The sequence below is a fragment of the Thioclava sp. NG1 genome (assembly GCF_003122275.1).
Lineage (GTDB): Bacteria > Pseudomonadota > Alphaproteobacteria > Rhodobacterales > Rhodobacteraceae > Thioclava > Thioclava nitratireducens.
Map to the genome: position 1 here is coordinate 67,681 of NZ_QFBB01000010.1, position 26,359 is coordinate 94,039.

At 61.9% G+C, this 26,359-nt stretch carries 23 protein-coding genes and 1 pseudogene; 11 read left to right on the forward strand and 13 right to left on the reverse strand.

Annotated features, from left to right (window positions below; all coding sequences use genetic code 11):
* Positions 1–1,084: 1,084 nt before the first annotated feature.
* Positions 1,085–3,256, forward strand: a complete 2,172-nt coding sequence (locus DEM26_RS20235; RefSeq protein ID WP_146194475.1) for a hypothetical protein — start codon at positions 1,085–1,087, stop codon at positions 3,254–3,256.
* On the forward strand, positions 3,256–6,228 hold the full coding sequence (locus DEM26_RS16600) for an SNF2-related protein (RefSeq protein WP_109172871.1): 2,973 nt from the start codon (positions 3,256–3,258) through the stop codon (positions 6,226–6,228). The genes DEM26_RS20235 and DEM26_RS16600 overlap by 1 nt, the downstream gene beginning before the upstream one ends.
* A gap of 137 nt (positions 6,229–6,365) precedes the next feature.
* Here the strand turns inward: DEM26_RS16600 and DEM26_RS16605 are convergent.
* The 7 genes and pseudogenes from DEM26_RS16605 to DEM26_RS16630 form a co-directional block, all read right to left on the reverse strand.
* Positions 6,366–6,556: pseudogene (locus tag DEM26_RS16605) on the reverse strand (transposase); the annotation flags it as partial.
* 404 nt (positions 6,557–6,960) lie between these two features.
* Positions 6,961–7,128, reverse strand: coding sequence for a hypothetical protein (locus DEM26_RS20425; protein ID WP_158275143.1), 168 nt, complete (start codon positions 7,126–7,128; stop codon positions 6,961–6,963).
* Positions 7,129–7,278: 150 nt separating this feature from the next.
* Entirely contained in the window at positions 7,279–8,397 is a 1,119-nt protein-coding gene (locus DEM26_RS16610; RefSeq protein WP_158275144.1) for a bifunctional DNA primase/polymerase, read from the reverse strand.
* An 85-nt stretch (positions 8,398–8,482) separates the two neighbouring features.
* Positions 8,483–8,788, reverse strand: a complete 306-nt coding sequence (locus tag DEM26_RS16615; protein WP_199224686.1) for a winged helix domain-containing protein — start codon at positions 8,786–8,788, stop codon at positions 8,483–8,485.
* 108 nt (positions 8,789–8,896) lie between these two features.
* Complete coding sequence (locus DEM26_RS16620; protein WP_109172873.1) at positions 8,897–9,073, reverse strand: helix-turn-helix transcriptional regulator; 177 nt, start codon at positions 9,071–9,073, stop codon at positions 8,897–8,899.
* Between the two features lie 134 nt (positions 9,074–9,207).
* Entirely contained in the window at positions 9,208–9,978 is a 771-nt protein-coding gene (locus DEM26_RS16625; RefSeq protein ID WP_109172874.1) for a hypothetical protein, read from the reverse strand.
* Positions 9,978–11,270 carry a tyrosine-type recombinase/integrase gene (locus DEM26_RS16630; protein ID WP_109172875.1) on the reverse strand — a complete coding sequence of 431 codons (1,293 nt, stop codon included), beginning with the start codon at positions 11,268–11,270 and terminating at the stop codon, positions 9,978–9,980. Before DEM26_RS16630 ends, DEM26_RS16625 begins: the two co-directional genes overlap by 1 nt.
* A 417-nt stretch (positions 11,271–11,687) precedes the next feature.
* Here DEM26_RS16630 and DEM26_RS16635 point away from each other — a divergent pair, with 417 nt between their 5' ends.
* Complete coding sequence (locus tag DEM26_RS16635; protein WP_088727707.1) at positions 11,688–11,993, forward strand: DUF4342 domain-containing protein; 306 nt, start codon at positions 11,688–11,690, stop codon at positions 11,991–11,993.
* Between the two features lie 47 nt (positions 11,994–12,040).
* On the forward strand, positions 12,041–12,229 hold the full coding sequence (locus DEM26_RS16640; RefSeq protein WP_075776906.1) for a hypothetical protein: 189 nt from the start codon (positions 12,041–12,043) through the stop codon (positions 12,227–12,229).
* Between the two features lie 61 nt (positions 12,230–12,290).
* Here DEM26_RS16640 and DEM26_RS16645 read toward each other — a convergent pair whose 3' ends face one another.
* Together DEM26_RS16645 and DEM26_RS16650 are read right to left on the reverse strand one after the other, a co-directional pair.
* Positions 12,291–13,367: an alcohol dehydrogenase family protein gene (locus DEM26_RS16645; protein WP_233243157.1), complete on the reverse strand. Its 1,077-nt coding sequence runs from the start codon at positions 13,365–13,367 to the stop codon at positions 12,291–12,293.
* A gap of 102 nt (positions 13,368–13,469) precedes the next feature.
* Positions 13,470–15,764, reverse strand: a complete 2,295-nt coding sequence (locus tag DEM26_RS16650) for an arginine/lysine/ornithine decarboxylase (RefSeq protein WP_075776905.1) — start codon at positions 15,762–15,764, stop codon at positions 13,470–13,472.
* 398 nt (positions 15,765–16,162) lie between these two features.
* Here DEM26_RS16650 and minC point away from each other — a divergent pair, with 398 nt between their 5' ends.
* Genes minC through minE form a run of 3 tightly spaced genes read left to right on the forward strand, consistent with a single transcriptional unit; the run spans position 16,163 to position 18,074 of the window.
* The gene (minC, locus tag DEM26_RS16655; RefSeq protein ID WP_075776904.1) at positions 16,163–16,918 is read left to right on the forward strand and encodes a septum site-determining protein MinC; all 756 of its coding nucleotides are present in this window, start codon (positions 16,163–16,165) and stop codon (positions 16,916–16,918) included.
* Positions 16,915–17,757: a septum site-determining protein MinD gene (gene minD, locus DEM26_RS16660; protein WP_075776903.1), complete on the forward strand. Its 843-nt coding sequence runs from the start codon at positions 16,915–16,917 to the stop codon at positions 17,755–17,757. The genes minC and minD overlap by 4 nt, the downstream gene beginning before the upstream one ends.
* Positions 17,754–18,074, forward strand: coding sequence for a cell division topological specificity factor MinE (gene minE / locus DEM26_RS16665; RefSeq protein WP_075776902.1), 321 nt, complete (start codon positions 17,754–17,756; stop codon positions 18,072–18,074). The genes minD and minE overlap by 4 nt, the downstream gene beginning before the upstream one ends.
* A 5-nt stretch (positions 18,075–18,079) precedes the next feature.
* Here minE and DEM26_RS16670 read toward each other — a convergent pair whose 3' ends face one another.
* From DEM26_RS16670 to DEM26_RS16680, 4 genes are all read right to left on the reverse strand, one after another.
* Positions 18,080–18,994, reverse strand: coding sequence for a DMT family transporter (locus tag DEM26_RS16670; protein ID WP_109172876.1), 915 nt, complete (start codon positions 18,992–18,994; stop codon positions 18,080–18,082).
* A gap of 133 nt (positions 18,995–19,127) precedes the next feature.
* Entirely contained in the window at positions 19,128–19,292 is a 165-nt protein-coding gene (locus DEM26_RS20430; RefSeq protein WP_157771600.1) for a hypothetical protein, read from the reverse strand.
* A complete protein-coding gene (locus DEM26_RS16675; protein ID WP_075776991.1) occupies positions 19,289–20,407 on the reverse strand; it encodes a YeeE/YedE family protein in 1,119 nt (372 codons plus the stop codon). Before DEM26_RS16675 ends, DEM26_RS20430 begins: the two co-directional genes overlap by 4 nt.
* A 14-nt stretch (positions 20,408–20,421) precedes the next feature.
* Entirely contained in the window at positions 20,422–21,363 is a 942-nt protein-coding gene (locus tag DEM26_RS16680; protein WP_088720128.1) for a sulfurtransferase, read from the reverse strand.
* Between the two features lie 349 nt (positions 21,364–21,712).
* Between DEM26_RS16680 and DEM26_RS16685 the strand changes: the two genes are divergently transcribed.
* From DEM26_RS16685 to deoC, 4 genes are all read left to right on the forward strand, one after another.
* Complete coding sequence (locus tag DEM26_RS16685) at positions 21,713–23,341, forward strand: FGGY-family carbohydrate kinase (protein ID WP_109172877.1); 1,629 nt, start codon at positions 21,713–21,715, stop codon at positions 23,339–23,341.
* A 134-nt stretch (positions 23,342–23,475) separates the two neighbouring features.
* Positions 23,476–24,210 (forward strand): DeoR/GlpR family DNA-binding transcription regulator, encoded by a 735-nt coding sequence (locus DEM26_RS16690; RefSeq protein ID WP_158275145.1) that lies wholly within the window; start codon positions 23,476–23,478, stop codon positions 24,208–24,210.
* A gap of 99 nt (positions 24,211–24,309) precedes the next feature.
* Positions 24,310–25,242 carry a ribokinase gene (gene rbsK, locus DEM26_RS16695; RefSeq protein WP_109172879.1) on the forward strand — a complete coding sequence of 311 codons (933 nt, stop codon included), beginning with the start codon at positions 24,310–24,312 and terminating at the stop codon, positions 25,240–25,242.
* Between the two features lie 103 nt (positions 25,243–25,345).
* Positions 25,346–26,353, forward strand: coding sequence for a deoxyribose-phosphate aldolase (gene deoC, locus DEM26_RS16700; protein WP_199224692.1), 1,008 nt, complete (start codon positions 25,346–25,348; stop codon positions 26,351–26,353).
* The last annotated feature ends 6 nt before the right edge of the window (positions 26,354–26,359 follow it).

The following is a 26,359-nucleotide window of genomic DNA, read 5'->3' on the forward strand; positions in this document are numbered from 1 at the left end:
AACTGCAAAACCCAATTCACAACTTCGGCGCGGCTTAGCCCTCGACGTGCATGAACGATGCGCCGGACGAGATCCGCAACGGCTCTTGTGCTGCCGTCGATTGGAACGTCCGGCACGTACAAGCCGGGCGCAAGCACAGTTTCAGAAGTCACACGGCACCTTTCTTCACACGTCCTGAATATGATTGACGTTCAGATAGTTAGTAGTCAACCTCAAGGTGATTGCCTCGGACTGTCTCTGCGGTGATCGTGCTCCACGACGTTGTACGAACTCGGATGGAAAGATGCATAATGCGAATATGTTGACCGACCAACATGAGGCACTTGCCGAGCGCTTGTTCGGCCTTGCTGAGACTCGAGGTCAACTGCCAGTATTTGCTATCGAGCACGGGCTTGACGAGCCATCGCTAGAAGAGCTGAGAAAGACGGTCTCGCTGCAGATTGAGGAGGATCCACAACTCGCGGGAGCAGTGTGGTCGTGGAACTATCTTCCGTTGCTGGTGATAGCAACGGAGGTCGGGTACCGATACCGGGGCACAGGAACCGATTTTTGGCCGGTGCTATCTCAAGAACTCGGGGTGGAAGCGGGGCCCGCGTTTCGATCAGGTTTGTCTCGGCTGTTCGAACTCGGACACAATAGACTTCGTCTTGCGCAACCCGGCGATAGCCCTTGGGAACGCCATTTCCCACATATCTCATGGCCCATCGGGAACTCCGTGGTGCCTCTTGAAATTCAACCCCAGCTTACAGGCGCCTTAAGACGTGCCGTCAGGGCAGGAGTCTCAGCCGATGATACGGACGGGCTGCTAGACTACCTGAGAACGCTTGCGTCTGGGCATGTAAGTCGTCGTTTCGAAAACTGGCTCCTACAGAGGGACGTCGCCCTAGAGGTTATGCGCAGGCTACTTGCGCCCGAGTCGGAAGGCTGGCTGTCTCGGAGCCTTCTCGAGAGAGTCGACGGAGATATCCGAAAAGATTGGAGCGCACTTCGAGCTATCACTGAGGCGAGGAAAACGGTCACAAAAAGAACGGAACGCCTCACTAAGCTCGCACCATCCCGCTATGTCCTTGCACTGAGTCATGATGTGCCAAGACAGCTGATCATTCGTGGGCCAACGCTACCGGCCCAAGTGCGCGATGAAGTGATCGCCGCTTTGCGTATACATGGCGACCGCATTCGGGCCGCTGACGGGCTTCATATGATCTCGCTTCGCTCATTCCTCGCTGGTGGCGAAATCGTTCTAAGGAATCTTTATCCTTTTCCTTTGTCCCCGTTGCGACGGGACGATGCACTCGACCTCGATGAGGGATCTTCAAAGTTCACTCTAGACCGTTTGCAGCCACTCGAACCGGAGTTTTTCGCTGTCGAGTCCAGTGGCTCTGTAGCCCACGCGGTTTTTCCGGGCGAAATGCTTCAGCCCGGATCGAGGATTTTGCAATTCATTCGCGCGGGTGAGAACGACAACGTCGAAATGCGGACTCTGGAAACATCTGTCCCCTCGGATATTGAGTTCTTGCGTCGCCGCGGGTTTGGGATAGCAGACCGTGCCCCAACTCTGCAGATCGCGGGATTACCTGCGCCTGGCGTTTCAAACAAGTTCATCGATGACTTTCCGGTTCTCGTGTCTCAGCGCGGAGTGAAGGATGCTGAGTTCCTTCTCGATGGCGCAGTTGCCGCAGGGGGCCTTCTGAGTATCGGCGGGACCGATTGGAAGGCATTCAGACCGGACGTTGGTCGTCATTTGATCGAGCCGACCGAAGGTCGAGAACTCGACAGGCTGGAGTTCGAAGTCGTAGAGCCGCCGGATATTGAACCTGCAATGGTAAAATTGTTTCCAGCCAACGCAAATGTCTCCGATCTCGAGACAGGCCGACTTGAGATCAGAGTAACGGCTCCCCTTGCGCTTGAGGCTGTTCCGATCCGCATTCGAGTAGTTTCCCCGAACGAGCCGGCGCTTATGGTTCAAGGTGTGGTAGAACGCCTTCCGGCGAGGATAACGGGTCGTTCTCCGGTTCTGCATGAAATCCAGGGAAAGTTGGCTGGGCTGCGAGCAAACGAAAGCGGCTTGCGATTGCATGTCGAAGCCGAGGGTATTCTGGAGAAGGTATTTTCGCTTCCACCGGTTCGCCGCGAGATAAATTATGATGGGGAAACGGGTGAGTGGACGAGGAGTGGCGAAGATACAGGAGCAATTCCTTCGCTCATCGCGACGGTCGTTGCGCCTCTTCTCGGGGCAGCAGGGGGGCGCCGCCTAGGAGGAACCCGGCTGGTACTGCCGGACGCGGCCGACCACGAGGCGTTGACGGCGGGCCTGATCCTTTCAGAATCGCGGTCCACTCGACTTGGCTTGGGAGATCGCAGGAGAGTGTCACTTCCCGCATTACTTCGGGAACCGAAGTCGAGCGATAATAGCGTTGGAATCATCGAATTGGCCCGTGCGAATGTTGCGTGGCAACTTGCAGAAGCGAATGACCTTCTCGGAAACTGGCGACGATGGTCGGTCGTCGAGGAGCTTGAAGCTGCGTTGATCGAGCAGCTTTGCGGCGCGAGATGGCGCAGGTTGGAAGCGGGTATCAACCTCTCGATTCTGTCCCCGCATGGCGCGCTACTTCGATCTGCCGAGGCCCTTGGCTTGGTCTCCGGCGAGGACTTGCCGAATATTGAGGCGGCTCACGATCAAGAGTTTCTGCGTGAGCGATTGGTCGTGCGCCTTCGAGAGGTTGTACCGGACATCTCAGAAGCGCTTTTGCAGTGGACTGAAGATCTGGCGGGAGAACTCGATCTCGCCGTGATCGATGCATACGAAGACTTGCGACAGAAATTGGAAACGAACGGTATTGAAGCCTTCGACGAGGTGGACATGGCCCGTCCTGCGGCCTCATGGCACGATGCGCTGGAACGCTCGCGCGAGATTCCGCTGCTTCCGATGTTCCGCCCGTTCATTCTGCCTGAGGCGAGGTGGTTGGCACTTATCAAGCCCTTTTACAGCGAGCTTACGGAAGACGACTTGGTCGATCTTCTTGACTCTACCCATGTTGACGCCTCCAGGCGACCCGGTCTGCGTTGGCTCGGACGTTCCGAAATCCGAACCATGTTGCAGCTATGGCTTTCACCGAAGGCAATGGTGGAAACAGAAGGTTGGCGAGAGTCCGTGGCAAAGGGACTTTCGGACGTCCGAACCAGTAGAGCCGTTCGTTACGTTGCGCTTCGGCGCAAGCTCGCACTTGGAGACCTGCCGAACGGGAGTACCATCTGATGGACCACTACCTTAGATTCGTGAATTGCGTACAGGCGTTGCGGCGAAGGGTTTCAGCTCTCGATATCGGTCTGGGTGGCGCCCTCGGAGTCGCCGCTGATCCTTTGCCCCACCAGATAGCAACTGTGCGACGGGTCCTTGGAGACTCCCACATTCGTCATTTAATTTCGGATGAGGTGGGACTCGGCAAGACCGTGCAGGCGTTGATGATCGTGAATGCCCTCCGCTGGCAACATTCCGCACACCGAACACTCGTGATTGCGCCAGACAATCTGTTAGCGCAATGGCAGGAGGAGTGCTGGATCCGAGGCCATGTGATGCCTGCTATCGCCGGTTCGATCGGAGATGGTATTCAAAACGAACTGTCGCCGGTCACGCTGGCGCGTCCACGCGATCTGATGACACGTCCTGGACAGGGGGCGCGAACAATAAGCGCGGATCCTGCTGTGTTTGATCTTTTGATTGTTGACGAACCCCAAACGATGCCGCGAGACGCGATCCAAGCCATTTCACAAGCAGCGGACGAGTTCCGGCAAGTTCTTGTTCTATCGGCCACTCCGAGACTCGGCGATCCTGTCTGGCGCGAACCGATCTTGCGAATGATCGAGCCGGAGGCTGCCTCGCTTGCGCGGATGGAGAGTCGCAGCGTAGCTGACGTTCTTCAAGACCGCGAGGAAGCGACAATTGCGGCTCTTGCCGGGTCGGATAGCCCTGAAGACTGGACCCAAGGCTTCCTGCAATCGGGAGCAGCACGGCGCATCATAAGGAACGGTCGCGCCGAATGGGGCGAATATCTGCCCCAGAGACGTAATCATGAGGTTCGGCTCCAACCACTTACTTTCGAGCGAATGCGGCATGAGATCGCTGCCTTGGTGCTTGCGGACGCAGATCCAGGCGAAGGCATACAGGGACCTGCCTGGACATCTGCACGTGCCCTGCAGCGCAGCGCTAGAGCGGCGCGGACGGTTCTGACGGAACTTGCGACGCGGGGAGGGAGCCTCGCTCAGCTGGCAGAAGCCGCACGCATCAAGTCATTAGAGGATCCCGGTGATAGTCGCCTAGAAGCCTTGCTCGACATTCTGTCGGAGCAATGGTTCCATGATGAAGATCGCGCATTCATCATCGTCTGTGGAGACAATCCAACCATCGACATGTTGCGCACAGCGCTTCCAAGGTATTTCCCCTTCCTCTCAGATGGCATCTCAGTGCTGCGGCGCCCTGCAGCGTCGGATGTCGAAGGGGTAACGAATGTTCGCGAAATCCAGGAAACGCTTGCTCCTTTGCTTTCCGGGGAGAGCCGCATTTTGCTCGTCGGCGACTGGGTGCAAGCAGGGCTCAACCTTCATCACGTGGCCCAAGGGATAATCTTTTTCTCTTTGCCTTGGGAAATCGACGCTATCGACCAGCTGATCGGCCGTGTAGACCGTCTTGGCCCCACGGGCGATCGCAAAGGCTCGAAGCGTGTCATCGATATCTGGCGCATCCTGATCGAAGGATCTCAGGAAACCGCGATCGCCGATACTGTCGCGGCACTTGGCGTGTTCGACGCTCCGCTGCCACCTCTTTCACCCTCAGAACTAGCTGGGCTTCAGACAGTTCTGGGAAGCGCCGCCATCGGTCGCAAGGCAGCCCTTTCGCTTGCTCGACTTACGGGAAATGGCACCGGACTGCCCTCTCGTTTCAACGAAGCAGATCCGTTCACACATCAACAGACAGCTGATCAATTTGCTCAGTGGTATCAGAAGCCTTGTCCGGCGCCTGCGATGCTTTCTGAACTCGCGCGCCCAAAAGATACACCAATACGGCGGGAAGAACGAGCAATCGGTGCATGGCTGAAGTCAATAACTGCGTCCCGCGATTTCGACGTCGGTTATCGACGTGACAAGGTCGACGACTACGGGTTCCAGACGATCTGGTATCATGGCGTTGGCGAGAGAGGGCGCGCGGGCGACAGTCCTTTCGCTTTGCTCAGTGCGTCCCGGGAGAACTGGATGTCGGGACATATCCCATTCATCTATCGTCGAGCGGACCTCTCTGCACCGCCTCGGAAAATCGTCTTCACGGACGATGGGGAGCGTTCAGTAGAGGGGGAAAGATCCGGACGCCCGCTACGCTTTTTCGACCACGGCGGAGAGCTACACGATGGTCTGGTCGCCGGTTACACAGCTGCATGCGTCAATGGCTTCGGAATGGCAAAGCCGGTTGCGCAGACGAGCGTCAGGCTGCCAGAAGGTCACCCGGCAAGAGGGTTTGGACCACTGGTGCTAATTTCGGTGGCGCAGATCGATTCGTTTCCCGATGGACTCCTTCCGCCAATTTGGACACCCAAAGCAAAGAAAATACTCGCCGACGCGCCGACAGATGCACAAAGGCGAGCACTCAGCGCCGATCGCGATGCGCTTCAAGCTCTATTTCACGCTCTTCAACGCAAAATCAGGATTGCGGCGCCAGCAAGGTTTGCTCGCGTTGGGTCTTGGAAGGCGCGAGATGGCTGGCAGAATTTGACGGATGACGAAGTGGACCTTTGTCTCACGCCGATAACTACGACGACCAAGAATGCGTTGGCCAAGGGTAGAACCCCACTAGTGCCTCTCGAGAAGCATGAGGTTTTGAACGCGATCCGATCTAGACAGTTGGCAGCGCTCAAGTCACAGGTTGAGCAACATAAGGCGTCGGTCCTGAATGGTATCCGCCGAGAACTTGCAGACTTCGCCTTGCAAGTAAGTGCCCATTTCAAGGCGGAGATCAGAAACATAGAACTGGCCTTGGAGCGCCGTCGACGATCACCACCCGAAGCCGGTCCAGTCGAACTTTGGCAGGGTCAGGTGGCCGCTTTGGAAAGATCGCTCGCGATGGCCCGTCTTAACCGTTCGGAAGCTACACAGTTCATCCGTGGCATTGCTGATGGAAGCGTTCTATTCGGCGAAATTCAGCCCTGCTCGATTTTCTTGGCTCTCGTCGCCGACGAGTGACTGCAAAGCGAAATCGAAACTCTCATGCTGTTGGAATCCGCTGGTTTCCTAACGTCATCATGCGCGCAGACCTAGCCGAGGTGACCGTCAACTGGATCTTCATCCAAACGCGACCAAGCTCGGTTGGTGTTGTGACCTGCCATGGTCCCTCCCTCCAGCATCAGACGGCGCCAACGATACAGCAGGTTTGGCGCCACGCCATTGCGGCGTGCACGACCGAGATGCTGGCGTTCTCTTCCAGCGTTTCCTCGACGATCCGAAGCACCTCAGACGAAGTCCAGCGGCGCTGACGACATGCGCGACCGTTTGCGGGTCCCAACCTCAACATTTTACAACATCAAGCCACGCGCCAGCGCCGTCTTGACGCCTCCCGGATGCTCTCAATCCTGTGTCATGCGTGCTGCCCGGTCTCTGACCGAGTGGAGCGCGGCGGGCCTTTTGATCAACTAAGACACGAAGGACGGGTGGCAAGGAATCCAGCATGGCCAATCCATCTTGAACTGCGCGCTGGACATGTCGCTTCCTCGCGCCGGGTCTATGCGATCAAGGGCGCGCCGGGCAACCGCCAGTTGATCCGCGCCAGCGACACGCGCGGCAGCCGCCTGTTCATTGTCGAGGTAGACACCGGCCGTGGACGCTGCAGTTAGCCTTGCTCTTTTTCGGTTCCGAAGCAGTCAGACGAACAAGTGTGTTTGCACGCGCGTACTGGTCGCGCAAGATGATCGAGACTTCTTACTTCTGTCCTTTGTCGCTTTGGGATTTAGCAATCTCCTCAATTGCGTCTGCGATGCGCTTACGTCCTTTAGCCTTCCCGTTAGCCAGCTTGGCGATGAGCCAAATGGGTAACACGACCACAAGAGCAATCATAGCTAGGCCAAGGAACCCGATATTGTTAAGCATACACTTGTCCCCTTCAGACTTTCCAAACGAACCTTGGGTAACATGAGGCCCGACCCGCACGGAATATGCTGAATTGATCGGTAGCCTGCTCAGGGACCAAAATCACCTGCGAACTCTCTTGTGGCGCAAATCTGCGCCACAAATATAACCTTAGTCCTTCCCCCTTTTTTCCTCATCCTTCCCGCGCGGCGCGATCTCGGAAATTCGCTCGACATTCGCCGCAGCGGCCATACCGGGGCGCAGGCGCTCAAGCCGGTATTGCTGGCGATGCGAGCCGGGGCGGTATTTGGTCGCGACCCCCAATAGCCCCGCATTCTCCAACATCCGACGCGCTGCCCGAAACCCACGCACCGACAGATCGGTCAGCCCCGCCGCCTTCATCGCGCCGTGATCGAGCGCGAAGCGTTTGCCGGGGTCATGCCCATGCAGATCGACCAGCAAGACATACAGCGCGATTGCATCGCTCCCACCCGGTTTTCCGCGCAGGGCGTCATGTGCCAGCCTATGGACCGGAAAGGCGCTGTCCCGCCCTTGATATAGTTCCCCCCTGAGCAAGTGTTGCCAGGTCCAATCGGCAATTCCGCGCAGCTCAGCATCGGGCATACTCGAAGGGGCTTCACACCGCTCATCGCGCATCACGAAAAGGCGCGCAGCCAGCTCACCGGGGCCGCTGACGGTTTCGACCATCGCAATCGCCTCGCTGACCAAGCTTTGATGACGCTCGCCCTGTCGGATCGGCACTGACGCACCCGTCGCCGTTTTTGCGCCGTAGATTACGGGCAGACCATCCACCCCCAGCACCCCCTTTACAGGAACGTAGCGCTCGCCATCGGGCCGCTGAGAGAGCGGGCCGACCACATAGGACCGCCCGCCCGATTTCAGATCGACCGGAAGCCCTTCGGCACGCAGGTTCGGTATTGCACCGCCCGCGCGATAGTAGAGGTGCCGCCCCCTTGGCGTAAGGACATGCACCGGGCTAGAGCCAAACCGGGATTCCATTTCAGCGACAAGGGCAAGGTCGTCGTTGTCGCAGTCGATTACGGCCAGCCCGTCCAACCTCACGCCATAGACGCCCACCCCATGGCGATGGAGCGGGGCCAGCACTTGGCCCAGCTTGACCTTTGGCGCGGTCCAATTGTTGATGCCGGGTGTTTTCCCGTCATCGCCGCGCCCAAGCGGCAAGAGGTGAAAGCCCGCCAGATTGAGCCGGACAATTTCTTGCCGGATTTCCTCGGCCAGCAGGGAAGCGCGCTGGGCCGTCAATGCCACCACCCCCCATAGACCAATATAGCGAGGTTGCGGACTTGGGCCTCGCTAAGTCCCCGGCGCATCAATCGGCGGATCTGGGCGCGCCTCATCGCGCACCGCTTTGGCGGGGCCGTGCGACCGTCGAGCGCAGAACGTAGCGCGCATGTGTGCCGGGGGAGGCTCCTTCGTGGCGCTCGTGGGCCGTCTCGATCCGCCGGCCATGTTCCTTGAGCTTGTGGACATAGGCTGACCAGCGCGGGCCGGGATGGTCAATCGGGGTGCATCCCCGCTCCCCTGCGCGGATCAGGTTGTCGAGCGCCCAGCGCAGCCGCCCGTAGAGGTGGATTTCAACCTGTCTGCCATTGCTTTCGGCAATAAGGTATCGGGCATGGTCAAAGCCATGTTTCGCCATTCCTTCGGCTCCTAATTCAGTTGTGGGATTAGGGGGCGCTGGGCTAGGGTCGCGAAGTATCACCACACACGAAACTAGAACCGCCGCCCCCGATTGTGGGGCGCGGTTTTAGCGCTGCGCAGCTTCCCAGCGTTCAAGCTCTGCGAGGTTCCAGCGGGTGCATCCCGGCGAAAGCGTCACCGGCTTGGGAAAGTGCGGATCAGTCTTGGCCCAGCGCCAAGGCGTCGAGCGGTGGACGCCATAGCGGGCGGCAAGTTGAAGGTCCGAGAGGTAGGTCTGTGCCATGCTGCGTGCTCCAATCATTTGCGATTGGATGCACATTGCGCGAGGCAAATTGCGTTGAACAGACAAGCAAAAACAGCGAAAAACAGCATTAATTTTCGCTTCTTTTTCGCGCTATTTGCGCTCCGTTTTGCTTTTCAGTTTTGAGCCAAGCCACGCCTCAATGTATCTACACTCACCGAAATTCCGCCCGCCTTTCCAACGGAGTCGGCAACTTGCAGCCAGGTATGCCCTCGCACCTCATGCCCTTCCGGATAGAGTGAAGCGTATATACTTGCTGCGACTTCCTGTTTGCGCGGGCGCCCTTTGAGGGAAGGGGCCGTACGCTCTCCGGTCCAGTCATAAAGCCTGACCAAAATCGTTTCGAGTGTGTCGCAATCCTCGTGTTTGAAGCAGACTGACCAGCCGTCAAACTCTAGAGCTACGTCCAAAAAAAATCCTGCTTGCGCCGGGAGGTTCCTGCACTCTTCGACCTCCGGGATTCTAATGCAACAATTGTCGCGGTCCCAGAAATAGTATTCAAATCGTCCGTCAAGAGTTTCCCTAACGGCTCCGCTCTCCGCAATTGGCCGAAGCTCATCATCTAAGAGGGGCCATTGAAAATCATACCATGACAAATGGTCCTCGGCTTCGAAAAATTGGTTGCCCACCCGCATGATGTCCCCGCCAGGGCTTGCGGGATATACCGCAACCGGCTGGTAATACAGACAAGTGTCTACCAACCACTCCAAGAATATCATCCGACCAGCGAAAGCTGTGCGAAATAATTTTTGAGCGTCGGCGTCATCGCTTTCATCCGCGAGCCGGGCAGCCCACGGCAGCGCGCACTCACGATAAAACTCGTCGGCTCTTTCTAATATCCATCGCTGTGCAACCGCAAAGGGTACAAATCCATCAGGAGCAAACATCACCCAATCCTCACCACATCAGCGCCAGCCCGCACGCGGCCCGCCAAGTAATCCGCCCAAGCGTCCATCATACCACGCCGCTTCTCGACCATGTCGCCGCGCCGATAGGCAGCTTCCACGGCGTTTCCCACTTTATGCGCCAGCGCCACCTCGGCCATGTCGCCCGGAAAATGCGTGCGCTCTGCCACCCAATCGCGGAAGGTCGAGCGCAGCCCGTGCGGCACTGCAGGGCGCTTGCTCACGCGGTCCACATAGCCCACCCCATCCTCGGCCAGCTTGGCGGCGTGCAGGCGCTTCATCGCGGCGCTGAGAGCCATGTCGGACATTTCGCCCCCCTTTGGTGCCGGGAACACATGGATGCTTCCCTGAAAGCGCGGCAGGGCCTTCAACAGCGCCAGCGCATCGGTAGAGAGCGGCACGCGGTGTTCGCGGTCCATCTTCATCCGCGCCGCCGGGATTATCCACAAAGCCGCCTCTAGGTCGATTTCCTCCCAGCGCGCGCCGCGCACCTCTTGCGAGCGCGAAGCGGTCAGCGCGGCAAATTCGAGTGCGCGATTGCTCATTCCCTCACGCTCGCGCAGTTCGGTCAGCCATTGCGGTGCATCGTCGATTTGTAAGGCGGGGTAATTGGCCTTTCCCTTGACCTTTCCAGGCGCTGGCAACAGCTCCTTGAGGTTGCCGCTCCAGCGAGCCGGGTTGTCTCCTTGGCGATGGCCCGAGACTGTGGCCCAAGATAGAACCGCCTCGATCCGCCCGCGCAGGCGCGAGGCTGTTTCGGTCTTGCTTTGCCAGATCGGTTCCAAGACGCGCAGCACATCCTGCACCGCAATATCCTGCACCAACATCTTTCCCAGATTCGGCACGGCATAGGTTTCAAGGGTGCTGCGCCATTGCGCGCGGTGTTTGTCATTCGTGAAGGCGTCGAGCTTGGCCGACAGGTAGCTCTCCACCGCTTCGGAAAATGTCAGCCCCCGGCGCTGGGCCGCCACTAGGGCCGCACGGTTGGCCTTCCGCTGTTCGACGGGGTCAATACCCGCACGCACCTGCTCCTTGGCCTCTCTGGCCCGTTCACGCGCTTGGCTTAGGGTAACATCAGGGTATCCACCCAAACCGATTTCCCGGCGCTTCTCGCCAATAGTCGTGCGCAAGAGCCAAGAGTGCCCGCCCTTGGGCGTGAGTTGCAGGTAAAGCCCCGTGACTCCGCCCACCGGACGGATCACGTTTCGCCCCGTGCCGGGATGCGCGAGGTTCTTCACCTCTAGCGCGGAAAGCTCTTTTGCGATTTTCGGCATGGGAACCTAACGCATTCGCCCAACATCCTACCCACCATTGAGGATGCACACCTCTGCGATTGATTGCAATGGGCTGCGAAGGCGGCTTGAATAAATTATGTTATTATATTGGGTTAGCGCGACAGGTTGCGGCAGGCTAAGAAACCTCTTTGGCGGGCACCTCCTCCGCCATATGCTGCAAACCCGCAATCTGACCGGGCAGCGGGGCCGGTCCGGAGGGAGAGTGACTGCGATCTCCCGATCTGCGAGTGGCCCTTTCCGGCCTTGCCTGACGAAGATCAAGGCGGAAGTCGCAAAATCGTGTTTCTCTCCATCTGCGCAGTGGGAAGCGGTCACCTGTGATCGCGCTTTCGCATCAACCTGTCGCAAGCGCTGCTACAATCGCATCTATGTTACCCCTTGAAGAGGAACAGTTCGATGGAAGACGACAAGAAGTCCGACCGTACCGCCTGGGAAGAAATCGAGGTCGCGGGAAGCCAACTCGTCGATCGCGTCAAGGAATTGGCGAAAGAGGGGAGCGTGCGCCAGCTGCGTATCAGCTCCGCCGACGGGGATCCCTTCGTCGAGGCACCCCTCAATCTCAGCCTCGCCGTCAGCGGGGTCGTGGTGCTCGCCGCGCCTTGGCTGGCCGTCCTCGGCGTGATCGCGGGGCTCGTCACCCGGGTCAAGGTGGAGATCGAGCGGGTCAAGGAGGCCGACGAGGACGATCAGAAGAACGCGTAGGGGCCGGGCCGGACGGCCCGGCAGAGCATGAGGACGGGGGCAGACCGATGGGCTTTCGCCAGAAAAGACATGAGTTGGTCGGGCTCGTCGGCGCCATCGGCGTCGTGATCGCGCTGGCCGGCTTTGTCGGCGGTTACCTGAGCACCGGCGCCACCATCGTCTTGACCTTCGGAGTGTGGATCGTCGGCACGATGCTGGTGCGGGTGTTCACCGATCCCCCCGATCCCGGCAAGTGACGACCGATACCGGGTAATATCCGCACGGCCGAGTCCGACCCGGGTCTGCCGTTTCGACACTTTACGGCTCCGGGATCAGCACGATCTTCCCGGCGTGTCGCTTTTGCTGAAACACCTTCTGCGCCTCGGCGATCTGATCGAGCGGGTAGGTGGCCGCCAGCAAGGGGCGGATTTCGGCCTTCTCGACATAGGAGATCAGGTTGCCGAAGACTGGTTCGTCCCATGCGGTACAGCCGATCAGGGTGATGTCCTTGAGATACATGTCGCGCATGTCCAACTCCACGATTGGTCCGGCAATCGCGCCGGAGGAGGCATAGCGCCCGCCGCGCCGGAGCAGTTTCAGCATCGTCCCGAAACCCGGCCCGGCGACGTTGTCGATCACGACATCCACGCAGCTTTCGCCGATTGCCGCTACGGGATCGTCTTCGCGACAGAGCACCCGATCCGCGCCGATCTCCAGCACCATCTCGCGCTTGGTGGCGCTGGTGACAGCGATCACCTTCGCGCCGCACCGTTTGAGAAGCTGGATGAGCGCCGAGCCCACGCCGCCCGAGGCACCGGGCACCAGCACGCGCTCGCCCGCGGTGACGCCTGCGCGGTGGATCATGTTCTCGGCGGTGCCATATGCGCAGGGCAGGGTGGCGAGTTCGGCGTCGCTCCAGTCGCTGTCGATGGCGAAGACCTCGCCTGCGGGCACTTTCACATATTGCGCGAAGGCCCCGTCGAAATTGGAGCCGAGCCAGACGGTGTCCATCGAGGAGAAACCGTTTTGGCGCATGCAGGACCGCACCAGTACGCGAGTGCCGATCAGGGCTTCATCGCCACCCTCTCCCACCGCGATGACCCGCCCACAACAATCGGTGCCTTGGATGAGCGGGAAGGGCGTGGCCCCGCTCCAGCCGCCATCGGCATGCTCGGCGTCCTCGCGCGACTCCTGCGTGCCGGATTTGACCTCGGAAGAATACCAGCCCAGTCGGGTGTTGATGTCGGTGTTGTTGATGCCCGCCGCCAGCACCTGCAGCAGCACCTCGCCGGACCCCGGTTCGGGCATCGCAACCTCGCGGTATTCGAGCCGCTCGTAGCCACCCGTGCCGGTCGTGACCACGGCCATCATCGTGCCCTTCGGGATGTCGCTCATGCTGCTTTCCTCTCGAAACCGATCCGTCTGTGAAATGAGTTAGGGCGCGGTCGGGATAAACCGAGCCGCGCCCTTTGTTCGTTCGACCTTAGGCGTGCCGCCTCAGCGCGCCACGCAATCCGCGAAGTAATGCGTCTTGCCGTCCTCGCCGGTCTCCGTCACGAGGCCGTGGATGTCGGTCTCGAAGCCAGGGCATTCATGCGCGAATTCGCGATTGAAGCGCAGGTATTCGACGATCTTCGAATTGAATACCTCGCCTGGGATCAATAGCGGGATGCCCGGCGGGTAGGGGGTCACGAGGCTCGTCGTGATCCGGCCTTCCAGCTCGTCGATCGAGACACGTTCGGTCTTGCGCCGCGCGATATGCGAGAAGGCCTCCGACGGCGTCATCTCGGGGTGATGGTCGGTCAGGTAGATCTCGGTCGAGAGCCGCGCGACATCGTATTTCGCGTAAAGCGAATGGACGTGCTGGCTTAGATCTTTCAGCCCCATGCGCTCGTAGCGCGGGAATTTCGCGGAAAACTCCGGCATCACGCGCCACAGCGGCTGGTTCTTGTCGTAATCGTCCTTGAACTGCTGGAGAGCCGCCAGGAGCGTGTTCCAGCGGCCCTTGGTGATGCCGATCGTGAACAGGATGAAGAAGCTGTAAAGCCCGGTCTTCTCGACCACGACGCCATGCTCGGCGAGGTATTTCGACACGATCGAGGCCGGGATGCCGCTGTCGTCGAAATGCCCTTCGATGTCGAGGCCGGGGGTGATGATCGTGGCCTTGATCGGGTCGAGCATGTTGAAGCCCGGCGCCATGTCGCCAAAGCCGTGCCAGCTATCCGACCCGGTAGTCTCGACGCCCTCGGCATCGGTCTTCTTGAGAACCCAGTCGCGGGTCTCGGCCATCCCGTCGCCATCCGCGCGGAAATCGGTCGGGCCCCATACCTGAAACCACCAGTCCTCGGGGCCGTATTCCTCTTCGACCTTCACCATGGCGCGGCGGAAATCGAGCGCTTCGACGATGCTTTCCTCCACCAGCGCGGTGCCGCCCGGAGGCTCCATCATCGCCGCCGCCACGTCGCAGCTTGCGATGATCGAATATTGCGGGCTGGTCGAGGTGTGCATCAGGTAGCTCTCGTTGAAGAGGTGCCGGTCGAGTTTTTCCTCCTGACTGTCCTGCACCAGCACGTGGCTCGCCTGGGAAATCCCGGCGAGCAGCTTGTGCACCGATTGCGTCGCATAGGTGATCGACTTGGCCGTGCGCTCACGCTTGCGGCCCATCGCGTGATACTGGCCGTAGAACGGGTGGAAGGCGGCATGGGGGATCCACGCCTCGTCGAAATGCAGGTTGTCGACCCAGCCGTCGAGGAGCCCCTTGATCACCTCGGTGTTGTAAAGCACGCCGTCATAGGTTGACTGCGTCAGGGTCATAATCCGCGGCTGCACAGCGTCGATGTCGTAATCGGCCAGAAGCGGGTTCGCGCGCATCTTCGCCTTGATCGCCTCGGGCTCGAATTCCGAGCGCTGGATCGGGCCGATGATGCCCCAGTGGTTCCGCGTGGGTTTCAGGAAGACCGGGATCGCGCCGGTCATGATGATCGCATGCAGGATCGACTTGTGACAGTTGCGGTCGACCACGACCACGTCGCCCGGGGCCACCGTGTGGTGCCAGACCATCTTGTTCGAGGTCGAGGTGCCGTTGGTCACAAAGAAGCAGTGATCGGAGTTGAAAATCCGCGCGGCGTTGCGCTCGGACGCGCCGATCGCGCCGTTATGGTCCAGCAGCTGGCCCAGCTCCTCTACGGCGTTGCAGACATCGGCGCGCAGCATGTTCTCACCGTAGAACTGGTGATACATCTGCCCGATGGGCGATTTCAGGAAGGCCACGCCCCCCGAGTGCCCCGGGCAGTGCCACGAGTAGGAGCCGTCCTCGGCATAGTCGAGAAGCTGCTTGAAGAAAGGCGGCTGGATGCTTTCGAGATAGCTTTTCGCCTCACGGATGATGTGTTTGGCCACGAAATCCGGCGTGTCCTCGAACATGTGGATGAAGCCGTGCAGTTCGCGCAGGATGTCGTTGGGCAGATGGCGCGAGGTCTTCGTCTCGCCATGCAGGAAGATCGGCACATCGGCGTTTTTCCAGCGCACTTCCTCGATGAAGGCGCGCAGCTTCTCGACCGCCGGGTCGAGTTCGGGACCGGCGGAGAATTCCTCGTCGTCGATCGCCAGCACGAAGGCCGAGGCGCGGCTCTGCTGTTGGGCGAATTGCGACAGGTCGCCATAGCTGGTGACGCCCAGCACTTCGAAACCTTCGGCCTCGATGGCCTGTGCGAGTGCCCGGATGCCAAGGCCAGAGGTGTTTTCGGAGCGAAAATCCTCGTCGATGATGACAATCGGGAAGCGGAATTTCATCAGGTGGGTCCTCTCTCGGGCCAAGCTGGGGCAGGCGAATGGGCGGCATGCGCCGCGCCCCGTTCATTTCAGTCGAATATAGGCAAGGTCAAGCCCGCGCGGGAGACCCTCCCGCCGAGTCAGGGGCAGATCAGCTTTGGACGGGCGCGGAGGCTTTGACCGGAACTGATCGGGGCTGCGCTCCGGCCTTTCGACGTTGGGTCAACCGAGGATCTCGGTCAGAGCGTACGTCTTTACACGAAAACTTCGTCCACTTCCGGTTGACGGCAGGATTTAGCCGAGTAGAGAGGCCATCGCGATTTTGTGCTGGCATTTGCAGTGCGCGATCCGACACAACAAAGAAAAACAAGGCGGGTGCACCCTGCATCCCCACACCTGAGCAGAAGCGAGTTACCCTCGTGTCCGATTCCCTATCTCAGACCGGGCAGAAGCCTGCGCCGGTCTCGGTTCAGCCTTTTCAGTTCCGCGGTCTTTTCCTCACCGCTATCGCGCTTCGGCTCGAGACCGACGCGCCCGATGGTGCGTTCTACGCCGCGCTCGACGCACAGCTTGCGAAAACGCCGCATCTGTTGGCCGGTGCGCCGATGGTGCTCGATTTCGCGCAGGTGCCGGAGTTTTCGAAACCGGCCGACGTGCGCGACATGATCGACAACCTCTTCGCGCGCGATCTGCAGATCTTCGGGGCGCAAAACGCCACCGACGCGCAGCTAAGCGCCGTGAAAGGTTACGGAATTATCCCGATCAAAGTGGGCCGCGAGACCGCGATGCCCGAGCCGAAGCCGCAAAAGCCGCAGCCCGCGGCGAAGCGGACGGCGCCGCCGGTCGCGCGTAACAAGATCGTGCGCTCGCCGGTGCGGTCGGGCCAGATGATCGTGGCCGAACATGGCGATCTGACGGTGGTCGGCTCCGTCGCCTCGGGCGCGGAACTGGTCGCGGCGGGCAATATCCATGTCTACGGCGCGCTGCGGGGACGGGCGATGGCAGGCGCACATGGCGACGAGAGCGCGCGCATCTTCTGCCGCCAGCTCGACGCCGAACTGCTCGCGATCGCGGGCCTTTACAAAACGAGCGAAACCATTCCCGCGGAGCTTCGTCACAAGTCCGTGCAGGTTTACCTCGACGATGACAAACTTTGTGTGGAGGCGTTCGAATGACGCAACTCAAGGATGATAAGCCGCTCGGCAAGGTGATCGTGATCACCTCGGGCAAGGGGGGCGTGGGCAAGACTACCTCGGCCGCCGCAATCTCTGCCGGTCTCGCCAAGCGCGGCCACAAGACCGTCGTGATCGATTTCGACGTGGGCCTGCGCAACCTCGACATGATCATGGGCTGCGAGCGCCGTGTCGTGTTCGACTTCATCAACGTCATTCAGGGCGATGCCCGTCTGAAGCAGGCGCTGATCAAGGACAAGCGGGTCGAGACGCTCTCGATCCTGCCGACCTCGCAGACCCGCGACAAGGATGCGCTGACGCAAGAGGGCGTCGAGAAGGTGCTCGACGAGCTGCGGCAGGAATTCGACTACATCATCTGCGACAGCCCCGCCGGGATCGAGCGTGGTGCGCAGCTGGCGATGTTCTTCGCCGATGAGGCGGTCGTCGTGACCAACCCCGAAGTCTCCTCGGTGCGCGACAGTGACCGGGTGCTTGGCCTTCTGTCGTCGAAGACCCGTCGTGCCGAAACCGACGGCGAGCCGGTCAAAGCGCAGGTGCTGCTGACCCGTCACGATCAGTCGCGCATTGACAAGGGCGAGATGATGACGGTCGAAGACGTGCTGGAGCTTCTGGCCGTCCCGCTGCTGGGCATCGTGCCCGAAAGCACCGCCGTCCTGCGCGCGTCGAACACCGGCATGCCGGTCGTGCTCGACGAGCCGTCGAGCGCCTCTGCCGCCTATGACGACGCTGTCGGCCGGCTTCTCGGCGAGGACATTCCGATGCGCATTCCGGGCGAGAAGCGTCCGGGCTTCATCGGACGGCTCTTCGGGCGGTCCGCATGAGCCTGTTCGGTTTCTCGCTCAAACCCCGCCGCGCGAAATCGGCGCAGACGGCCAAGGACCGTTTGCAGATCCTTCTCGCGCATGAACGCGGCAGCGGGTCGGCGCAGGCCGACTATCTGCCCGATCTGCAACGCGACATCCTCGCCGTGATCCGCAAGTACATGGAGATCGAGGAGGACGGCGTCGATATCCGGATGGAGCGCAACGACGATATCTCGAGCCTCGAGATCAATATCGAGATGCCGTCGGATGCGGAAAAAGCCGCCAAATCCGCGAAGCCCGCGAAACCGGCTGCCAAGCCGGCAGCCCGGAAGTAAGCGGTTCACAGATGCTCCGGCGCGGCTGACTGGCTGCGCCGGAGGACGCTTTGCCGACGATGGCCCGCGTGCCAGAGATAGAGCGCAAGGCTCCCGATCACGATCGCCCCGCCGATCAGCATTGCGTGGCTCGGGGCCTCGCCAGTGCCCCACCAGACCCAGATCGGTCCGAGGATCGTCTCGAGAAGCATCAGCAGGCTCACATTCGAGGCCGAGGTGTAGCGCGAGGCGAACGACAGCGACATGAAGGAGACCGGCAGCACGACGCCGCCTGCCAGCGCGATCGCCCAGACCTGACCGCCGGTCGCGGCAGCGCCCCCCGTCCAGACCAGCGCCGCGAGCCCGGCCAGCCCGGCCCCGGAGCCCACGGCGAGCAGGATCGGCAGATGTGGATTGCGCCGGATAGTGACGAAGGTCGTCGACAGGCTCAACGCCACGCCGAGACCGGCAAGCGCGCCCAGGATCGGATTGCCGCCAACGCTCGGCGGGGCGGGGCCGAAGACCGCAAGCCCGATCCCGCTGAGCACGGCCGCGATGGCGAGCCATGTCGACCAATGCGTCGTCTCGCGCAGGATCAGCCGCGACAGCAGCGCCGCGAATACCGGCACCGTCGAGACGCTGAACAGCACGATAGACACAGGCGCGGCGGCGATCCCCACCGCGAACAGCGTCATGTTCGAGAAATGGCATGCGACCAGCGCCAAGCCTGCGCCGCTGGCAAGCGCCTTCAGGTCGTGTTTCAGGTGACGCCTGCGCACGACGATCGAGATTAGCCACATCGCGCCGCCCATCAGCAGGCCGCGCCACATCACCATCTGCACGCCGCTCATCTCCGACCAGCGCATCAGCAGCGTGTCGGGCGAAATCGCCAGCGCGCCGAACAGCGCGAGCAAGATGCCGAACATCGGATGTCTGGTCATAGTGGGGCTCCCTTCGCGCGGATGGCGCGTCAGGTGATCTCTAGCTGGCCGCGCACGGGGTTCCAAGGTCGGGCAGGAAAACACCGGCCCGAGGGAAGCGGGCCGGTGTTCCAGATCGCAAGGATTTGGGAGATCAGTTCGGCAGCGCTCCGCAGAACCCGCCGCTTGCGACCTGACCGGATCCGAAGGCGAAGGCCGGAGGGGCTTGGTAGGGATTGAGCGGTGCGCCCAATAGATCCGCGCAGATCAGTAGGAGCAGTGCCGCCATCGCGGTGAAGGCTGTCGCTTTCCGGGTCATGCGCGCGCCTCCAGTCCAAGGCGAGGCCGCAGCCAGATGCCGAGATAGGCGCCCGCGAAGGCGGCCGCGAACCAGACCCAGCCGTGCAGGCTGCCTGTCGAGATGCCCGAGAAGAAGGCGCCGACGTTGCACCCGAAGGCCAGACGCGAGGAATAGCCAAGCAGGAAACCCGCCACGACGGTCGCGACCCAGGCGCGCGCCGGATAGCTCGGCAGTTTCTGCGACAAGCCGCCCTGACGCCATGCCGCCACACCGAATGCGCCGGCGATCAGGCCGATATCGGTGAGCGAGGTGTAATCCGTCAGCAGGCTCTCATTCACGCGGGTGATCGAGCCGGGGGCTGCATAGAAGGCCGATTGCGTCAGATCGAAGCCCATCCCGTTCACGCCTTTCGCGACCCAGAGACCCAGCCCGTAGACGACGCCCCAAGGCTGCCCGGCGACCAGCAGGTTCGCGATGGCGAGCGCTGCGAGGACGAGCGCTGCGATGACATAGCGCCGCGGCAGGCTCCGCGAGCCGCGCTTGCCGAGGAAGAAGACCGTGGCGGCCACCAGAGCCAGCAGGATCAGCGTCACCGCGAGCCCGCTCGTGCCGCGCAGGGTCAGGATCGGCAGCGCTCCGAGATTGGTCCACCAGATCAGGCCGTAAGCGCCGAAGAAGCTGCCGATCGCGAAGAACGGGAGCGCGAGCAGCCCGATCGGGTTGCCAGAGCCCGCATTGACCAACGTGCCCGAGCCGCAACCCATCACAACCTGCATCGCCGCGCCGAAGACAAACGCGCCGCCGACCATCGCGAAGCCGATCGGGGCCTGCGCGCCGGTCAGCTCACCCGGATGGCTGGTGATCGCGGGGATCGCGACGATGGAGACGAGACCGATCGCCAGAAGCTGCGCGAGGATGCCCGCCGGTTCGCGGCGCACGATCATCGCCCGCCAAGGGCCCGCGAAGCCGAAGCGCAGCCCTTCCAGCGCGATGCCGAAGCCGAGGCCGATCGCCAGCATGAAGCCGTAGCGCGCGCCGCCGAACAGCGCGAGCGCGCCGATGGCCACGAGAGCGGCGAGGATCAAAGCACTGCGCCGGGCGATCCCGCCCGACGCTGCCTGTTTCTCAAGAATGGCCGTGGACACTCTTAGCCTCCGGTGAGTTGGTTCAGCAGGTTCTGCAACAGGCCGGGCGTGTTCGCCATCTTACCGTCGGTCTGGGAATATTCCACCATCGAACCGGGATAGAGCTTGACGTTGTCGATGCCCGCCAGCTCGGACATGGCGAACCAGTCGGTCGCCGCCCAGTGCCCGGTATTGCAGAAGGACACGACCTCTTCGCCGTCCTTGATGCCCAGCTTCTCCTTCAGTGCGGCCGCATCGGCTTTCGCGTCGATCACCGTCGCGCCGGAGCGGAAGAACTTGGTATAGGGCAGGTTTTCGGCGCCGGGCAGGGTGCCGGGACGCGCGGCGGCGGAGTGCGCTTTCTTGCCTTCGAAGAAGGCCGGCGGGCGCGCATCGACGAGCACCGCCTTGCCCTTGCCATTGACGACATCGCTCACGGCCGGGGTTTCCGCCGTCCAGCGGTCATTCCACGTCAGATCGAGATCGGTCGGCATCAGGTTCTCGGTAACGTCCGACATCGGCAACCCGGCATTGGCCCAGGCGGTCGTGCCGCCATTCAGGATCGAAAGCTCGGTGAAGCCGGTACTCTTCAGCGTCCAGTAGACGCGCGCGGCGGCGCCGAAATCGGTGTCCGTGTCGCCCTGTGCGATAATCACGATCGGACGATCGGGCTCGAGGCCGATCTGCTCGAAGGACGCCTGCAGCTTCGCGATCGGCGGCACCTGGCCGGGGTTGTTGTCCGGGCCCCGGAAGAGCGAATAGGGCGCATAGACGGCGCCGTCGATATGGCCTTTCTCATAGCTGCCGGTGCGGATGTCGAGCAGCACCGGATCGAGCGTGTCGATCTCGGCGTTCAGCTCGCTCGGGGTGACGAGCGGGCCGAGATCGCTGGCCATCGCGGCGCTGGCGGCGAACAGGGCAGCGCCGGTGGCGACGGCTGCGGAAATTCGTGCGAGACGGGTCATGGGTAACCTCGCTGGTTAGGGATTTTGTCCCAAATTGTTCAGGATTTTTGTGATGGCAAGCTTTGGCGGTTCGCTGGTTCTATTGCGCGTGGGGACAATGTTCCAAATACGTGATCGATCGTGAGATATGCGTCCCTTTCCTCGTGGCGGGGTGGACGCGCGGTCCATCGCGACGCTGAACCGCGCGACCGCGTTTTTATTCGCAGCGGAACGCCTTTCGGCCTCGATATCGGGGGTTCGGCGGCGTGACAGCTCTGTGCTGCGAGAATCGTCTGCCCCGGCTCGGGTTGGCAGTCCCCGCCCGATACCGTTAAGGATTGGGCAAAATGCGCGTCTGGGGAGGATCAACGTGAGCAAGCTTTTCGTCGGTGTCGATGTTGGAACCGGTTCGGCGCGTGCCGGGATTTTCGACCCGGAGGGCACGCTTCTCGGTGTCGGCAAGCATCCGTTGGAGATGTGGCAGGACGATCATGGCCATGTCGAACAATCGAGCGCCCAGATCTGGCAGGCGGTCTGCGATGCCGTGACGGGAGCCCTCGCCGCGTCGGGGGCGGACCCGCGCGATGTCGCGGGGATCGGATTCGACGCGACCTGTTCGCTCGCCGTGATCGGCCCGGAGGGCGGGTTGCCCGTGGGCGATCCTGATGCGCCCGAGCGCGATGTCATCGTCTGGATGGATCACCGAGCTCGCGATCAGGCGGCGCGGATCAATGCGGGCGATCACGCGGTGCTGCGCTATGTGGGCGGCCGTATTTCGCCGGAGATGCAGACGCCGAAGCTGATGTGGCTGCGCGAGGAGCGCCCCGAGATCTATGCGCAGGCGCTTCATTTCTTCGATCTCGCAGATTTCCTGACATGGAAGGCGAGCGGCGCGCTGGAGCGCTCCGCCTGCACGGTCACCTGCAAATGGACTTATCTCGCCCATGAGAACCGCTGGGACCCGGAGTATTTCCATGCGATCGGCCTTGGCGATCTGGCAGAGGGCGGCTTCGAACGGATCGGCGCGCAGATTGTCGACCCGGGCACGCCGCTTGGGGCGGGGCTGACCGAGGAAGCCGCCGCGCAGATGGGCCTGACGCCCGGAACGCCGGTCGCCGCCGGGCTGATCGACGCCCATGCCGGTGGGATTGGCACAGTCGCGGCGCAGGGCGGGTCGGGCGATCCGGCGCAATGTCTGGGCTATGTGTTCGGCACGTCCTCCTGCACCATGACCTCGACGCGCGAGCCTGCCTTCGTGCCCGGCGTCTGGGGGCCGTATTTCTCGGCGATGATCCCGGGGATGTGGCTCAATGAGGGCGGCCAATCCGGCGCGGGCGCTGCGATTGCGCAACTGGTGCAACTGCATCCGGCCGCCCAGGAGGCACGAGACCGGGCGCAGGCCGCGGGCAAATCCGTGCCCGAATTCCTCGCTGATCTCGCGCTCGAGAAGGTGGGGTCACCCTCGGAGGTCGCGACGCTTGCCGAGGCGCTGCATGTGGTGCCGGAATTCCTTGGCAACCGTGCGCCCTTCGCCGATCCGGACGCACGGGCGGTTATCGTGGGGCAGGGGATGGAGACCGGGCTGGACTCGCTCGTGGCGCTCTATGTCGCGGGGGTCTGCGGGCTGGCCTATGGCCTGCGCCAGATCATCGAGGTGCAGGCCGAACACGGCGCGCCGATCTCGGAGATTTCGATCTCGGGCGGCGCGGGTGCGCATCCCGTCACCCGTCAGATCATCGCCGATGCAACGGGGCGCGATGTTGTGGTCACGCGCTGCGAAGAACCGGTGCTGCTGGGCGCCGCGATGCTTGGCGCGGTCGCGGCGAACGGGTTCGATGACCTGCAAGCCGCGATGGGGGAGATGTCGCAGGTTGCGACCCGGTTCGTGCCCGCAGGCGGTGTGATAGAACGTCTGCACGCGGCGCGGTTCGACGCCTTCCTGACGCTGCAATCAACCGCCCGATCGGTGCGCGAGAGCATGGCCAATGCGGTCGGGTGACGCGACTGGCTGACGAGGCGTGACGCAGCGGCGCAGCGCGGTCTGGAACGCAGGTCTTGCTTTCGTGGGGCCGGATACGGACACTCTGCAGATTATGGAACGCGTTTCGAAATCCTGATCTTGAAAGCCAAATCGTGACCAGACCCAGCCGCCAGCAAGAGCGGATCGACCAGATAACCGCCTTGCTAGATGTCTCGCCCGCCCTGCGTTTGCGGGATTTGTCCGAGCAGATGGGCGTGACAGAGATGACGCTGCGACGCGACGCGGCCCAGTCCGAGGCGGGGTTTGCCTGCCGGGGTGGCTATATCGTCACCACCCGCACGACCGAGCATTACGACTTCGACGCGCAGATGAACCGCGCCATCGACGCCAAGCGCGCGGCGGCGGGCCATGCGCTCGACCTGGTGCCCGAAGACGCGGTCGTGTTCCTCGATACCGGCACCACGTTGCCCCATCTCGCGCGGCTCCTGGCGCAGGGCAAAGCGCGGCGAATCATCACCCATTGTCTGACCACGGCGGAGATCCTTCAGGGGCGCAGCAGTGTCCCGGTCGAGTTTCTCGGCGGGGAGATCAAGTCGAGCACACGCTCCTGTCATGCCGGAAATCCGCAGGAGAGATTGGCGCCACTCGGAATCGACGTGGCGTTCCTCTCGGCTGGTGGCGTCGGTTCTGACGGTGCGCTCAGCTGTTCGCACGAGTACGAAGTCCCGTTGAAACGCGCGGCGATCGAGGCTTCGAAACAGTGTTTTGTGGTGGTGGACGCCAGCAAGATCGGCCAGCGCAAGCCGGTGGTTTTTGCGACGCTCGACGAGATTTCGGGCGTTGTGACCGAGGCTGGGCTTCTCGCCGGGATGAGCTTCACGTTGTAGTTGACACTCGCTGCGTCGCGCGAGAAGGTCCGAGTTATGTTGCGATCGTAACATTATCGGGCGGAGCCGCGAGAATTTTCGAACTGACGGAGAAAGAGAATGCCTGAGAAGATTGCCGTCGTCGGCTCGAACATGATGGATTTGGTGACCTATATCGACCGGATGCCGGGTCGCGGCGAAACCTTGGAGGCCCCCGATTTCGTGATGGGCTTCGGGGGCAAGGGCGCGAACCAGGCGGTGGCCGCCGCGCGGCTGGGCTCGGAGGTGGCGATGGTCACTTGCGTTGGCGATGACGGCTTCGGCCCGCAGGTCCGTGCCAATTTGGAAGCGAACGGGATCGACACGACCCATGTGCGGACGGTGGAAGGGGCAGCCTCGGGAGTGGCGCCGATCTTCGTCGAGCGCGATGGCGAGAACGCGATCCTCATCGTGAAAGGTGCCAACGCGGCGCTCGCCCCGGCTGACGTCGATGCGGCATCCGAGACGCTGCGCGCCGCCTCCGCGATCCTGATGCAGCTCGAGGTCGATCTGGAGACCGTCTATCACACCGTGGCCTTCGGGGGGCGCGAAGGCGTGACGACGATCCTCAATCCGGCGCCCGCGCATCCCGATCTGGATATCGAGCGGCTCGACGGGCTCGACTGGTTCTGTCCGAACGAGAGCGAGCTGGCAATGCTCTCGGGGCTGCCGACAGGCACCGAGGATGAAGTGATCGCCGCCGCGCGCAGCCTGATCGAGCGCGGCATCCACAACGTCGTCGTGACGCTCGGCGGTCGCGGTGCGCGTCGGATCACGGCGGACATCGTCGAAGAGATCACGCCCGTCTCCGTGACCCCCGTGGACACGACCGGCGCAGGCGACGCCTTCATCGGCAGTTTCGCGCATTTCCTCGGACAAGGGATGGAGCCCACCGCGGCGCTGACCCGGGCCGCGCGATATGCAGCCCTCTCGATCACCCGTCGCGGTACGCAAACCAGCTACGCGACGCCCGCCGAATTCGACGACTTTCTTTCCGAGCATGGGCTCGGCTGAAGTATGCTGATCTTGTCCCGATCGCGCGCCCCGGAGATGTCCCCGGACGTGATGGCGAGGCTGTGACGAGTCCCGATTTAGGAGACACGCAATGAAGACCGAAATGAAAACCGAGACGCAGGCGGAAGGGGCTTTGGTGCCCACCGCCAACGCGGCGGGGGAGCATGTGCGCAACCCCGGCATGGCGCTCGATGTGGGGATGTTCGAGGGGCACCGGGTGAACCGCGCCGCCGCCGAACGCCGCTGTGCGACGCTCACTGCCCGGCGCAGCGTGAAGAAGGCGCATCAGGCGGCATGGCTGGTCAACGCGGTGCGTTGCATCGACCTGACGACGCTTGCGGGCGACGATACCGAAGGCCGGGTGAAGCGGCTCTGTGCGAAGGCGCGCAAGCCCTTGGCCTCGCATATCGAAGCGGGTCTCGGACTCAGCCCGGGCGAGCTGACTGTGGGCGCGGTCTGCGTCTACCCGACGATGGTGCCGCATGCGTTCAAGGCACTGGAGGGCACGGGGATTCCCGTGGCCTCGGTCGCGACGGGCTTCCCGACGGGTCTGATGCCGCTGCATCTGCGGCTCGAGGAAATCCGCTGGGCGGTGGCGCAGGGCGCGGCCGAGATTGACATCGTGATCAACCGCGAACTGGCGCTGACCCGGAACTGGCAGGGCCTGCATGACGAGATTGCGGCGATGCGCGAGGCCTGCGGTGACGCCCATATGAAGGCGATCCTGGCCACCGGCGAGCTGGAGACGCTGAACAACGTCTATTCCGCCTCGATGGTGGCGATGCAGGCAGGCGCCGATTTCATCAAGACCTCCACCGGCAAGGAAAGCGTCAACGCGACGCTGCCTGTCAGCCTGACCATGCTGCGTGCGCTACGCGATTACGGGATGGCGACCGGCCACCGCATCGGCTTCAAACCCGCAGGCGGGATGAAGCAGGCGAAAGAGGCGCTGGCCTGGCAGATCCTGATGAAAGAAGAGCTGGGCCGCGACTGGCTCAACCCCGACCTGTTCCGCTTCGGCGCAAGCTCGATGCTGGGTGATATCGAGCGCCAGCTGGAGCACTACGTCACTGGCCGTTACGCCGATAGCAGCCGTCACGCGCTGGCCTGAGGAGAG

Bases quoted from the DNA above. Each gene is read 5' to 3' on its own strand.
- DEM26_RS16635 (WP_088727707.1), top strand. From the start codon at position 11,688: ATGGAAGACGACAAGAAGTCCGACCGTACCGCCTGGGAAGAAATCGAG.
- DEM26_RS20430 (WP_157771600.1), bottom strand. From the start codon at position 19,292: ATGACCCGGAAAGCGACAGCCTTCACCGCGATGGCGGCACTGCTCCTA.
- DEM26_RS20425 (WP_158275143.1), bottom strand. From the start codon at position 7,128: ATGCTTAACAATATCGGGTTCCTTGGCCTAGCTATGATTGCTCTTGTG.
- rbsK (WP_109172879.1), top strand. From the start codon at position 24,310: ATGCCTGAGAAGATTGCCGTCGTCGGCTCGAACATGATGGATTTGGTG.
- DEM26_RS16650 (WP_075776905.1), bottom strand. From the start codon at position 15,764: ATGAAATTCCGCTTCCCGATTGTCATCATCGACGAGGATTTTCGCTCC.
- DEM26_RS16600 (WP_109172871.1), top strand. From the start codon at position 3,256: ATGGACCACTACCTTAGATTCGTGAATTGCGTACAGGCGTTGCGGCGA.
- DEM26_RS16625 (WP_109172874.1), bottom strand. From the start codon at position 9,978: ATGTTTGCTCCTGATGGATTTGTACCCTTTGCGGTTGCACAGCGATGG.
- minE (WP_075776902.1), top strand. From the start codon at position 17,754: ATGAGCCTGTTCGGTTTCTCGCTCAAACCCCGCCGCGCGAAATCGGCG.
- DEM26_RS16630 (WP_109172875.1), bottom strand. From the start codon at position 11,270: ATGCCGAAAATCGCAAAAGAGCTTTCCGCGCTAGAGGTGAAGAACCTC.
- minD (WP_075776903.1), top strand. From the start codon at position 16,915: ATGACGCAACTCAAGGATGATAAGCCGCTCGGCAAGGTGATCGTGATC.
- DEM26_RS16620 (WP_109172873.1), bottom strand. From the start codon at position 9,073: ATGGCACAGACCTACCTCTCGGACCTTCAACTTGCCGCCCGCTATGGC.
- DEM26_RS16615 (WP_199224686.1), bottom strand. From the start codon at position 8,788: ATGGCGAAACATGGCTTTGACCATGCCCGATACCTTATTGCCGAAAGC.
- DEM26_RS16640 (WP_075776906.1), top strand. From the start codon at position 12,041: ATGGGCTTTCGCCAGAAAAGACATGAGTTGGTCGGGCTCGTCGGCGCC.
- DEM26_RS16645 (WP_233243157.1), bottom strand. From the start codon at position 13,367: ATGAGCGACATCCCGAAGGGCACGATGATGGCCGTGGTCACGACCGGC.
- deoC (WP_199224692.1), top strand. From the start codon at position 25,346: ATGAAAACCGAGACGCAGGCGGAAGGGGCTTTGGTGCCCACCGCCAAC.
- DEM26_RS16680 (WP_088720128.1), bottom strand. From the start codon at position 21,363: ATGACCCGTCTCGCACGAATTTCCGCAGCCGTCGCCACCGGCGCTGCC.
- DEM26_RS16670 (WP_109172876.1), bottom strand. From the start codon at position 18,994: ATGACCAGACATCCGATGTTCGGCATCTTGCTCGCGCTGTTCGGCGCG.